The organism is Arthrobacter sp. CAU 1506, from assembly GCF_005047635.1.
GTDB lineage: Bacteria > Actinomycetota > Actinomycetes > Actinomycetales > Micrococcaceae > Crystallibacter.
Genome location: NZ_SUKC01000017.1, coordinates 84,365 through 94,980 on the forward strand (window position 1 = coordinate 84,365; position 10,616 = coordinate 94,980).

Consider the following 10,616-nt stretch of genomic DNA (forward strand, 5'->3'; position numbering starts at 1 on the left):
TAACGTCGGGAAGAACGGAGAAAGGGCAGCGTCATGCCGGGCGAAAATCTTGATGCTTCTGAATTGACGGTGGAGCAGTTCCTCCACGACGCGGCAGTCTGCAGTACGGACATTGAGGTTTTCCTCAATGCCCTGGCGCGCCTTGCGGTACATAATCTTTCGCATTCGAACGAAGAACTGCTCTGCGGCATCACGCTGCTGCGGCGGAAGAAGGCTGTCACCGTGGCCAGCAGCAGTAGCGAGCGCGCACAGAGGCTGGATGAGATCCAGCACGACTACTCCGACGGCCCGTGCATCAAGGCGGCCCGGGAAGGGGTGCTGGTACACATCGCGGATGTGAAGGAGGACGATCGTTGGCCCGAATATGGCCTTAGCGTCATGGAGGAGGACGTCCGGTCCATCCTAGGCGTGCCAATTACCGTTGATTCCGGCGACGCAGCCGGCCTAAATCTCTATTCGAGCGAAGCCGGCAGGTTTGACGAGGAGTCCATCGAAGCTGCGCAGAAGTACGCGCGTCAGGCGTCCCGAGCCCTAACGTTGGCAGTGCGCCTTGCCCGCCAGCGCGATGCAGAAGCCGACCTGCAAGCGGCGCTGGAGTCGAGGACGACTGTTGCGTTGGCTATCGGAATCATCATGGGCCAGAACAGGTGCAGCCAGGACGAAGCATTCCACCTGCTCAGGTCCGCCTCCAGCAACCGCAATATGAAGCTGCGGGACCTGGCAGCAGATCTAGTAACCTCCGCCGACCCGTCCACCGAGGGAGTCCATTTCGACCGATAACGGGCGTGGAACACACGCCGCGTTGACACAGGGGTGTGGTGCTGTAGCGTGGAACGTGGTTAAGCAGTTGGCCATCGAACACTCGTCTGGAAAGAAATGTTCATGAAGTTCCAGCTGCCCTTAAAAAGCAATCCACATTCTTCCCGCTGCCTCGCGTTGCTCCTCGGTCAACGCACGTCGGAGGTGGCGACATGAGCACAGCATTCGCCGACTCCGGCCAATACGCTTGTGAACCTGCCGCTTCCGCGCCAGCTGTTCCGGACCAAGCAGCCGGGCCAGCCGTCCTGGACCAATCTTCCGGCCTGGCTCCTTCCGGTCAGGAAATTGCCGTCCAGGAAACGGTTCCAGCCACTGTTCCGGCGAACTTGTCTGAATTGACGGTCGAGGAACTCCTGGAGCTCAGCAGCCGGTCCTTCCGACAGTTGGACCGCAAGCATCCCGTTCGCGATGCGCTGGTCCAGTATTACGCCATCGCGCGCGAGCTCGAAGCCCGCGAAACATCAGGCTAACGGAGCCTAGCGCTCATAGATCCGGAGGACTAGGCGATCCCCCCTACGCCTAGTCCTCCATCCCTGTTCTGCTTAGTCCTCCAGCCATGCCGGCGTGAACAGCAGGTTCAGCCCCTCGGCGATGGTCGGATGGGTGATGACGGCGTCGCGTACTGCGGTGTAGTCGAGTCCACCGATCATCGCCATCTGCAGGACGGCGATCGCCTCGCTGGCGTTTACCCCTCGCAGTGCTGCTCCCAAGATCTTGCCGGTCTTCCGGTCCAGCACTGCCTTCCATGCGCCGTCCAGCTGTCCGACCGTCCGGGCTCGCGGGATCGCGCTCACCGGCATCCGTGCAATCCGCACATCATGACCGGCATCGCGTGCCTGACGTTCGGTCAGGCCCACCCGGCCAAGCTCCGGCGTGGTGAAGACGGTGTAGGGGATGAGCCGACCTACCGTGGACCGCGGCTGTCCCTCGCCGTGGGCAGCGGCCAAGTTCGCCTTGAGGATGCGGTAGTCGTCATAGGACGCGTGTGTGAACTGCGGGGAGCCTGCCGCATCGCCTGCGGCCCAGACACCGTCGGCCGACGTGTGCAGCCGGTCGTCCACTTGGATGATGCCCTGGTCCGAAAGCTGTACGCCCACGTCCTCCAACCCGATGCCGTCGGTCACCGGTCGGCGCCCGAGCGCCACCAGCACATCCTCGGCACTGACCGACTCCCCGGTGGACAGGCTCACCGTAACGGTCCCGTCGTCGGCGCGTTCAATTTTCTCCGCGGACGCCTCGAGCTTCAAAGTGATGCCGGCGTCGGTAAAGTCCTGCGCCACTGCCTCGGCCACGTCCGCATCCTCTCGCGGCAGCAGTTGGCCGGCGCGCTGCACCACGGTGACCTGCACGCCCAGGGTGTTCAGCAGATCCGCGAATTCACAGCCAATGTAGCCGCCGCCCAGAATCACCAGGCTGGCAGGCAGCTCATCCAGGTGCAGCAGCGTGTTGCTGGTCTGGACATTGGATTCGGCCAGCCCGTCGATGTTCGGCAGGGCCGGCTCGGTGCCCAGATTAATCACGACGTCGGTGCCCCGCAGCACGCGGGCGCCGCCGTCATTCAGCGAGACCTCGACGGTCTTGGGCGCCACGAACTTTGCCTCGCCCAGGATGAAGTCCATGCCGGAGCGGGTGAACAGCTTTTCCTGTCCGGCCACCATGGTGTCCACTACGTCTTCCTTGTGGTGGCGCAGCAGGTTGATGTCCATCCGCGGGTTCTCCGCCCCGGCTACGCCGAACTCTGCCGCCCGGCGCACCGTTTCCAGCACCCGGCCGGAATGGATGATGGTCTTGGTCGGGATGCACGCCACGTTGATGCACGTTCCGCCGATCATCGCCCGCTCGACCATCGCCACCGTCTGTCCCGACTTCGCCAGGTCCATCGCCAGAGACTTGCCGGCTTTGCCGCCGCCGACCACCAACAGATCGAATTCCTCGGGTTCCATGACCGTCCTTCCCTCGGGTTGCGGCAGATCCAGCCGCCTTATCGCCACCCTACGCCTGGGCACAGACCCGACGAGGCCGCTGACCGTGCTCCGGGGCCGTCCCAGCCCGCGCGGACCCGAACCGGCCCCACCGCAACTCAGCGGCGCCGGGCAATCACCACGGTGTCCTTCAGCAAGCCCGGTTCACCGTCAGGTCCCGTCGCCTCGCGGCTCCTGACTTCGGCGCAGCGGACGTCCCACGCATCGTCCTGCAGGTCCAGGGTGGCGAGCTCCTCGTCCGGGGTGGGGAAGAAGTGCCGGTGGCCGGCCGCGTTCCCGGCCCAGGGCGGAGCGCCGGCGTGGGACACCACCAGCAAGGTTCCGCCCGGGGCAACGGCCTTGGCCGCCCGCTGCAGGATGGCCGCGCGGGGAAGGTGGATGGGGGAGGCCAGGAAACAGGCGGAGACCAGATCGAATTCGCCGGCGGGGAAGTCCTCCGCCAGATCCATCTGCTGCCAGCTGATCTGTTCCTTTTCCAGTCCGCGGGACTCGGAGACCTCCCGGGCGCGTTCCAGTGCTGTGGCTGAGATGTCTACTCCGGTGACCTGCCAGCCGTGTTCGGCCAGCCACACCGAATCGCCGCCCTCTCCGCAGCCCAAGTCCAGAGCGCGCCCCGGTGTGAGTCCGGGAGCCGTATCTGCCAGGACCCGGTTGACCGCTCCGCTCCAGATTTTGGGGCGCTCGCCGTAGCGGGCATCCCAGAAGGTGCGGGGGTCTGTCGCTTGCTCGGGGGAGAAGTGGCCGCTCATGATGCCCTCTCTTCGCCCGCGGCAGCAGAAGTCGTTGCGCCGGCTGCGGTGGAAGTTTCGGCGGAAACGGCAGAAGCTAAGGCGGAGTCCGCGGGGGAGCTTTCATCAGAGGCCCCGGGAAGGCTTTCAGCGGACGCCGCGGCCAGTGCGAAGTCCTCGGTCACCAGATCCGCGTTGATCATTCCGCCGGCCATGGCGCCGGCGGCGATGCTGATCGGCACATTAGCGCCCGGCGATGTGATGTTGCCTGCGGCCCAGATCCGGGGATGGCTGGTGCGGCCGGTCGGATCGACCTTGAGGAAGCTGCCGAACGCCGAGTCCTCGCGCTCCAGCTCGAATCCGGCGAGGTAGCCGTCCTGCGGGATCAGCGTGGCGGCAGTGAAGACCGCGTCGACGTCCACCACCTCGCCGCCCTCAACGCGGATGCCGGTCAGCGCGTCGTCGCTGACCACCAGCTCGGTCACCGGCCGCGGGTCTCTGCTGACGTTCCGCGCCGCGAGCTGGGCGGCGATGTCGCCATCCACCGGTCCGGCCAGGGCCGTGAAGAAGACCACGTCCGGGCTCCACTGCGGGATCAGCTGGGCCTGGTGGATGCCCATCGGGGAGGTGGCCAGCACGGCCAGTCGCTTCCCACGGACCTCCCAGCCGTGGCAATACGGGCAGTGCAGAACGTCCCGGCCCCAGCGCTGCGCCATCCCCGGGATCTCCGGCAGGTCGTCGCGCACGCCGGAGGAGGCGATCAAACGGCGCGCGGTGAGCCGGCCGCCGTCGTCCGTCTCCACCGCGATGCCCGCGGCGGTCTCGCTCACCTGATTGACGACGGCGGAGCGCACCTCCACACCGTAGCCCGCCACTTCGGCGCGGGCCCGGCTGAGGAATTCCAGCGGGTCGGCGCCCTCGTTCCCCAGCACCCCATGCATGTGGCTGGCGAAGCGGTTGCGCGGACTGCCGCCGTCGAGCACCAGGACCTTTCGCAGCGCCCGGCCCAGCATGAGGGCCGCGCTCAGCCCGGCAGCGCCGCCGCCGATGATGATGACATCCCATTCGTTGTTTTCCATGGGTCAAGGGTGTGGGAGCCGATGATAGGATTGCAAGTATCTTTGCGGAAACAGCAAACTGAGGGAGGAGGGGCATGAAGGATTCGGTGCTAGAACAGATCGGTCCGCGGCTGCGAGCCGCCCGGATCAAGCAGGACCGCACGCTAGAGGACTTGGCAACCCGCACCGGGATGTCCGTGTCCACGCTCTCGCGGCTGGAAAGTGGCAAGCGGCAGGCCAGCCTCGAAATCCTGCTGCCGCTCACCCGCGAGCTGCGGATCACCATTGATGACCTGATTCCGGCCGAGGTGCCGGATCCGCGGATCAAGCCCACGCAGTCCATGCGCAACGGCGTGCAGATTGTCCGGCTGTCCCCGCCCGGCTCGCCGACCCGCACTTTCAAGATGACCTACCCGGCGCGCAAGACCATGCCACCGCAGCGAACGCATGACGGCTACGACTGGCTCTACGTGCTCTCCGGCCGGCTGCGGCTGAAGCTGGGGGAGAAGGACCTGGTGCTGGAACCGGGCGAGGCCGCGGAGTTCGATACCCGCGTGCCGCACAGCATGGGCTCCGCAGACGGCAAACGCGTCGAGATCCTCAGCATCTTCGGTCCCGACGGCGAGCAGATGCATACCTACACACACGGCACAGAGGGGCAGGAATAATGGCTGAAACCTACGTCAAGATCTGCGGACTGCGGACCCCCGAAGCAGTCACGGCCGCCGTCGACGCCGGCGCAGACGCCATCGGATTCGTCTTCGCGCCGGGCGGCCCGCGCACCGTCACTGCCGCAGCAGCCCGTGCGCTCGGCGAAGCCGTGCCGGCGGAAGTCGAAACCGTCGGCGTGTTCCGCAACCAGCCCATCGGCGAGGTGATCGAGACCGCCCGCGCCGCCGCGGTGAGTACCGTCCAGTTGCACGGTGACGAACCGCTCAGCGACCTCCGCCTGCTGGAGGACGCCGGGTTCCGCACGCTCCGTGCCTTCTCCGCGGAGGACTACAGCGCACTCCCGGACGACGAAAAAGCCGACTGGGAAACCGGCCGGATCCTGCTCGACGCCGTTGAACCCGGTGCCGGCGTCACCTTCGATCCGACGGCCATCCAGGCGCAGCCGCCGCGCGGTTACTGGCTGCTGGCCGGAGGGCTGACCCCGGCCAACGTCGGCATGCTGGTTGCCGCGCTCCGGCCGCAGGGCGTGGACGTCTCCAGCGGCGTCGAATCCAGCCGCGGCGTCAAGGACATCGGCCTCATCCGCGACTTCGTCCACGCCGCCAAAATGCGCTGAGCCCGCGGCCTGCCGCGTCAGCGCCGGGCCGAGGTCCAGCCCTGCTGGTGCAGCCGTTCGAACCCGTCCAGCAGCAGGTCCAGCGCAAACTCGAACTCGAACTGGTCGTCGCAGCCCAGGCCCACCACGGACCCGTCGTCGTGCGCGCCGGCCATGGCCATCTCGGCAATATGCGGGTACCGCGCGGCCATCATCTGCAGCATCTCCGGCGGCACATCCGCCGGCGCGCTTTGCGAATCGTCGAACAGTTCCTGGGTGAAGCCCCACATCCGGCTCCCCAGCGCGTGCATCACGTGGTGCGTCAGGTCCACCGAGAACCCGCCGGCCCGGAACATGCCGATCACCGAGTCCATGTAGTCCAGGACCACCGGCGTCTTGTTGGTCCGCGACTCCAGCACCCGGTGGGCCCATGGGTGGCGCAGCAGTACTGCCCGGGCCGAGAGCACCCGCTGCCGGACCTCGCTCCGCCAGCCCGACCCGGCGGGCCGCGTATCGATCTCGCCGACGATGACGTCCACCATCCCGTCGAGCAGTTCTTCCTTGTTGGCCACGTGCTTGTACAGCGCCATCGGCACCACGCCCAGTTCCTGGGCCAGCTTCCGCATGCTGAGCGAATCGACGCCGGCTTCGTCCGCAAGGACGACGGCGGCGCTCAGCACCCGCTCTCTGTTCAGCGGTGCGCGGTGCACCGCCTCCGACTGCTGTGCCATCTGAACCACCTTTGGCGAGCTGGAAACTTTCTCTTGACAAGTGTACGCCGTACACCTAGTTTTAGAGGCATCGAGGTGTACGCCGTACACCAACAACCCGAGGCTCAGATGATGGTTACAGAAACCACTGGCGCCGCTCCGGCGGCCAAGCGCTCCCGAGCCGGCTGGCTGGTGCCCGCCGGCTTGATATTAATCAGCATCATCCCGGTGATCTTCGGGTCGCTGCGGATGGCGGAACTGACCGGCGGCGCTGCGGTGACTCCGGCGAACCAGCGATTCTTCGACTCGCCCGTCCCGGTGCTGATCCACATCCCCGCCGCCATCGTGTACAGCTTGGTCGGGGCCTTCCAGTTTGTTCCCTCGCTGCGGCGGGGTAAGCGCGGCCGGCGCAACTGGCACCGCATCGCCGGGGCGATTCTGATTCCCGCGGGGCTGCTCTCGGCCCTGTCCGGACTCTGGATGGCGGTCTTTTACGATCTGCCGAAGGATGACGGCGTCATCCTGCTGATCCTTCGGCTGGTCTTCGGCACGGCAATGGTCGCGAGCATTGTCCTGGGCATCGTCGCGATCCGGCGCCGGAACTTCGTTGCCCACGGCGCCTGGATGGCCCGCGGCTACGCCATCGGCATCGCGGCCGGAACCCAAGCCTTGGTGAGCATCCCCTGGTTCGTGTTGGTCGGCCCGACCAATGAATTAAGCCGGGCGGTCCTTTTGGGGGCGGCGTGGGTGCTCAACCTTGCGGTCGCCGAATACTTCATCCGCCGGCGCGCCCACCGGTCCGCGTCCTCGCGGCGGCTGTTCGGTAGGTCCGCTGCCCTCCCGGCTGGAGCTTCCCGATGAGGGCCGCGGTGTACCGGAAGTTCGGTGCTCCGGAGGTCGTCAGCGTGGAAGAGGTGCCGCAGCCCTCGCCCGGTACACGCGATGTGCTGGTCAAAGTCCACGCGAGCACGGTGAGCGCGGCTGACTACCGTTCCAGGAGTCGCCGGGTCCCCAAAGGCCTCGGATTGTTGGCCGCGAAAGGCCTCGGTCTCTTCCGGCCACGCAACCAGATCCTTGGCATGGACTTCGCCGGGGTTGTGGCAGCCGTAGGCACCGACGTCACCAAATTCCACCCCGGCGACAACGTCGTCGGAATGCTCGGCGCGAAGTTTGGCGGCCACGCAGAGTACGTGTGCATACCCGAGGACGGTGTCATCACCGCAAAGCCCCGCAACTTGGGATTCCAAGAAGCCGTGACGCTCGTCTTCGGCGGACTCACCGCACGCAGCTTCCTGAACCGCGCCGACGTCAAACCCGGGGACACCGTGCTCATCAACGGTGCATCCGGCGCTGTAGGAACGGCTGCGGTACAGCTCGCCAAACAACTCGGTGCCCACGTCACCGGCGTCAGCAGCGCGGCCAACGCCGATCTCGTCGCCTCGCTCGGCGCCGACCGGACCATTGACCACGCCCAGACCGACTTCGCCGCTGAAGGCAAGACCTACGACGTGATCATGGACTGTGTCGGCAACGCACCCTTCGAGCGAGTCGAGGCTTCGCTCAATCCCGGCGGCTCACTGCTGCTGGTCATCGCCGATCTCAAAGCGATACTGAGGGCGCCGGGTCGCACCCGGAGAACCGGCAAGCAAGTCGTCGTCACCAGCAAGTACTCCGCCGACGACCTCAAACACCTCGTCTACCTCGCAGAAACCGCCCACTTTCGAGCCGTCATCGACAGAACCTACAACCTCGATGACATCGTCGAAGCCCACCGCTTCGCCGATGCCGGCCGCAAGACCGGCAACGTAGTCCTGCGAAATCCCCGGATGCAATAGAGAATCCACCAACGTAAGTACCGGCAATGTGTGACCGTTGCCCGGCGGCCGACTATTTGCTACGCGTAAATCCCTGGTTTTACATTCAACCTGTGAAATCCTGGCCGCATAGGGCGGTTGACGAATAGGGAGTCGCATGAGCTTTGGTGTTGTAGCTACTTCGGCATGGGCGGGAATCTAGAGCAGCCATGCGTGATGAAGTTGCGCATGCAGACGCACAGGACATCGAGCGACGCGTGCGCTTCGAGGCGATGGAGTGGCTAGCCGCGAGAACCAATGACGGCTCAGAATGGCTAACTCGCGAAGAAATATTGGATTTCAGGCTCGACGGGGAAAGGTTCCGGCTCCAACCGACGCAAAACGGAATCCACAAACCTAGGGCCTTTCAGGCTGCTCTTTCGATTCAGACGGTCTATCGTCGTCCTGGCCAGAAGCGGCCTTACGAAGACGCCATGGGGGTTGATGGCGTCCTGAGGTATAAGTGGCAGGGTACGGATTACGACTCTTGGGATAACAAGTCGCTTCGTGTGGCTATGGAGAACAAATTGCCACTCCTATGGTTCGTCGGGGTCGGTTTAGGTCCGGCTGTTTTCCAAGTCGTCTATCCCATCTACGTGCTGTGGGAAGAACCGGAGTTGCATCAGTTCGCCATTGCTCCCAACGTCGACAAGGCGGTTGTAAATCAGGCAAACGTTATGGAGGAGGCCATCCGGCGATATGTTCGGGTGGAGACGAAGCGGCGCTTGCACCAACCAGTGTTCCGATCAACCGTCTTGCATGCTTATGAAACTCGTTGTGCCGTGTGTAATCTAGGGCACGGTGTTCTGCTGGATGCAGCACATATTGTGCCCGACTCCGACGAACGCGGAGTCGCCTCGGTGGTCAACGGTCTTGCTCTTTGTAAGATTCACCATGCCGCTTTCGATGCTCATATTCTGGGAATTAGTCCAGATCTGACAGTTCATATTCGTCCTGAGCTATTGGCGGAAATTGACGGGCCAATGCTTCAACACGGGCTGAAGGAACGTCATGGGCAAAAGCTCATGAAAGTGCCAGATCGTCTGTCGGAACGTCCTCGACGTGACTTACTGGACATATCCTTTCAAAAATTTTTGGCAGCTTAAGTTCAAGTGTGTCCCCGGCACAGGGTTCGACTGTCTCAGTCACGAAGGAGTGAAGTAATTCTCCCGGCATACCTAGGCCCACCCTATGCCTGCCCTTAGCATGTGCGATGCCAGTTAAAGTGAGTGATGGCTGCGGTCGTTTACTTCACCGCAGCAACCTGAAGAGACAAAGACGATGGGTCGCAATCAAATAGATGGCGAGTACAACGGATGGTACGACCACGACATGAGTTTGAGTTCTAGTACAGAATTCGTAGACGGCATTATGCGAGTTGGGTCGGGCAAGGCGCTGGCCACCGACAGACAGCGCTAGAAGAGCTAGCCCGCTGACCCTGGCGTGCGGTGGCGGACCAGCAGATGGAACTGCTACAACAACCTGCTCTCATTTGGCTCCTCGACAAACCCACTTATTTAGACCATCATGTAGCTAAACTTTCTGATGATCAGTTGGGTTGGGATTTGCGCGAGGGTGAAGGGCCTGGAAGTCCGGAGATGCATGCCGCGTCAGTGTTGATGCGTAGGGTGCTGGTGCTCAACGACATGGTGGAGTACCAGATGCGTCGCGTCATGGGGACGAACGAGACGGACTTTCAAGCGATGCAACATCTGATGGCGAAGGGGCCGATGACGCCGTCCCAATTGGCGGATGCCCTGCACATCACCACTGCCGCGGCCACCACGGTGGTGGACCGTTTGGTGCGGGCCGACCACGCACGCCGAGTGCCGAATCCTTTGGATCGGCGAAGCACGATGGTGGAGCCGACAACCCATGCGGCCGACTTCGCGATGGCCAAGCTGATGCCGATGATCCAGCAGACGGACCAACTGGTCCGGGACATGCAACCGGACCAGCAGGAGGCGGTGGTCGCCTATTTGGGTGGGGTTATCCAGGCGATGGAGCAGCACATTGTAGAGCTGGCGGGGGAACAACCCGTTGTCCCCCAACTGACCGGGAAGGGCCCGTTATGACGGCTCTCCAAGGTTCGTGGTGAATGACGGGTCGTGTCTTTAGACAGAAGGGGCCCGTAGCCCTGTTGTGATGGATGTTCTTGACGCATTCATCAATGACAGGAACTACGAGCCTTGACCGAGC

Annotated in this window: 12 protein-coding genes; 8 read left to right on the forward strand and 4 right to left on the reverse strand. The window is 63.8% G+C overall.

Annotated elements, in window-relative coordinates:
• Positions 1-33 precede the first annotated feature (33 nt).
• A complete protein-coding gene (locus E4J89_RS16670) occupies positions 34-780 on the forward strand; it encodes a GAF and ANTAR domain-containing protein (RefSeq protein WP_136787341.1) in 747 nt (248 codons plus the stop codon).
• 191 nt (positions 781-971) lie between these two features.
• Positions 972-1,289, forward strand: coding sequence for a hypothetical protein (locus E4J89_RS16675; RefSeq protein ID WP_136787342.1), 318 nt, complete (start codon positions 972-974; stop codon positions 1,287-1,289).
• A gap of 72 nt (positions 1,290-1,361) precedes the next feature.
• On the opposite strand, the gene E4J89_RS16680 is transcribed toward E4J89_RS16675, so the two are convergent.
• From E4J89_RS16680 to E4J89_RS16690, 3 genes are all read right to left on the reverse strand, one after another.
• On the reverse strand, positions 1,362-2,762 hold the full coding sequence (locus tag E4J89_RS16680) for an FAD-dependent oxidoreductase (RefSeq protein ID WP_136787343.1): 1,401 nt from the start codon (positions 2,760-2,762) through the stop codon (positions 1,362-1,364).
• Between the two features lie 137 nt (positions 2,763-2,899).
• A complete protein-coding gene (locus E4J89_RS16685) occupies positions 2,900-3,550 on the reverse strand; it encodes a class I SAM-dependent methyltransferase (RefSeq protein WP_136787344.1) in 651 nt (216 codons plus the stop codon).
• Entirely contained in the window at positions 3,547-4,608 is a 1,062-nt protein-coding gene (locus E4J89_RS16690; RefSeq protein ID WP_136787345.1) for an NAD(P)/FAD-dependent oxidoreductase, read from the reverse strand. Before E4J89_RS16690 ends, E4J89_RS16685 begins: the two co-directional genes overlap by 4 nt.
• Positions 4,609-4,682: 74 nt before the next feature.
• On the opposite strand from E4J89_RS16690, the gene E4J89_RS16695 reads away from it, so the two are divergent.
• Positions 4,683-5,255 (forward strand): XRE family transcriptional regulator, encoded by a 573-nt coding sequence (locus E4J89_RS16695; protein WP_136787346.1) that lies wholly within the window; start codon positions 4,683-4,685, stop codon positions 5,253-5,255.
• Positions 5,255-5,875 (forward strand): phosphoribosylanthranilate isomerase, encoded by a 621-nt coding sequence (locus E4J89_RS16700; protein ID WP_136787347.1) that lies wholly within the window; start codon positions 5,255-5,257, stop codon positions 5,873-5,875. Before E4J89_RS16695 ends, E4J89_RS16700 begins: the two co-directional genes overlap by 1 nt.
• A 17-nt stretch (positions 5,876-5,892) precedes the next feature.
• On the opposite strand, the gene E4J89_RS16705 is transcribed toward E4J89_RS16700, so the two are convergent.
• On the reverse strand, positions 5,893-6,585 hold the full coding sequence (locus tag E4J89_RS16705) for a TetR/AcrR family transcriptional regulator (protein ID WP_136787348.1): 693 nt from the start codon (positions 6,583-6,585) through the stop codon (positions 5,893-5,895).
• A 111-nt stretch (positions 6,586-6,696) separates the two neighbouring features.
• Between E4J89_RS16705 and E4J89_RS16710 the strand changes: the two genes are divergently transcribed.
• The 4 genes from E4J89_RS16710 (at position 6,697) to E4J89_RS16725 (ending at position 10,492) form a co-directional block, all read left to right on the forward strand.
• The gene (locus tag E4J89_RS16710; RefSeq protein ID WP_136787349.1) at positions 6,697-7,425 is read left to right on the forward strand and encodes a DUF2306 domain-containing protein; all 729 of its coding nucleotides are present in this window, start codon (positions 6,697-6,699) and stop codon (positions 7,423-7,425) included.
• On the forward strand, positions 7,422-8,399 hold the full coding sequence (locus tag E4J89_RS16715) for an NAD(P)-dependent alcohol dehydrogenase (protein ID WP_136787350.1): 978 nt from the start codon (positions 7,422-7,424) through the stop codon (positions 8,397-8,399). The genes E4J89_RS16710 and E4J89_RS16715 overlap by 4 nt, the downstream gene beginning before the upstream one ends.
• A gap of 188 nt (positions 8,400-8,587) precedes the next feature.
• A complete protein-coding gene (locus E4J89_RS16720) occupies positions 8,588-9,523 on the forward strand; it encodes an HNH endonuclease (protein ID WP_240691947.1) in 936 nt (311 codons plus the stop codon).
• Between the two features lie 357 nt (positions 9,524-9,880).
• Entirely contained in the window at positions 9,881-10,492 is a 612-nt protein-coding gene (locus tag E4J89_RS16725; protein WP_205754519.1) for a MarR family transcriptional regulator, read from the forward strand.
• Positions 10,493-10,616: the final 124 nt, after the last annotated feature.

What these genes read in the sequence shown, in the direction of transcription:
- E4J89_RS16715 (WP_136787350.1), top strand. Translation starts at nt 7,422, where the DNA reads ATGAGGGCCGCGGTGTACCGGAAGTTCGGTGCTCCGGAGGTCGTCAGC.
- E4J89_RS16670 (WP_136787341.1), top strand. Translation starts at nt 34, where the DNA reads ATGCCGGGCGAAAATCTTGATGCTTCTGAATTGACGGTGGAGCAGTTC.
- E4J89_RS16685 (WP_136787344.1), bottom strand. Translation starts at nt 3,550, where the DNA reads ATGAGCGGCCACTTCTCCCCCGAGCAAGCGACAGACCCCCGCACCTTC.
- E4J89_RS16720 (WP_240691947.1), top strand. Translation starts at nt 8,588, where the DNA reads ATGCGTGATGAAGTTGCGCATGCAGACGCACAGGACATCGAGCGACGC.
- E4J89_RS16700 (WP_136787347.1), top strand. Translation starts at nt 5,255, where the DNA reads ATGGCTGAAACCTACGTCAAGATCTGCGGACTGCGGACCCCCGAAGCA.
- E4J89_RS16705 (WP_136787348.1), bottom strand. Translation starts at nt 6,585, where the DNA reads ATGGCACAGCAGTCGGAGGCGGTGCACCGCGCACCGCTGAACAGAGAG.
- E4J89_RS16695 (WP_136787346.1), top strand. Translation starts at nt 4,683, where the DNA reads ATGAAGGATTCGGTGCTAGAACAGATCGGTCCGCGGCTGCGAGCCGCC.
- E4J89_RS16675 (WP_136787342.1), top strand. Translation starts at nt 972, where the DNA reads ATGAGCACAGCATTCGCCGACTCCGGCCAATACGCTTGTGAACCTGCC.
- E4J89_RS16725 (WP_205754519.1), top strand. Translation starts at nt 9,881, where the DNA reads ATGGAACTGCTACAACAACCTGCTCTCATTTGGCTCCTCGACAAACCC.
- E4J89_RS16710 (WP_136787349.1), top strand. Translation starts at nt 6,697, where the DNA reads ATGGTTACAGAAACCACTGGCGCCGCTCCGGCGGCCAAGCGCTCCCGA.
- E4J89_RS16680 (WP_136787343.1), bottom strand. Translation starts at nt 2,762, where the DNA reads ATGGAACCCGAGGAATTCGATCTGTTGGTGGTCGGCGGCGGCAAAGCC.
- E4J89_RS16690 (WP_136787345.1), bottom strand. Translation starts at nt 4,608, where the DNA reads ATGGAAAACAACGAATGGGATGTCATCATCATCGGCGGCGGCGCTGCC.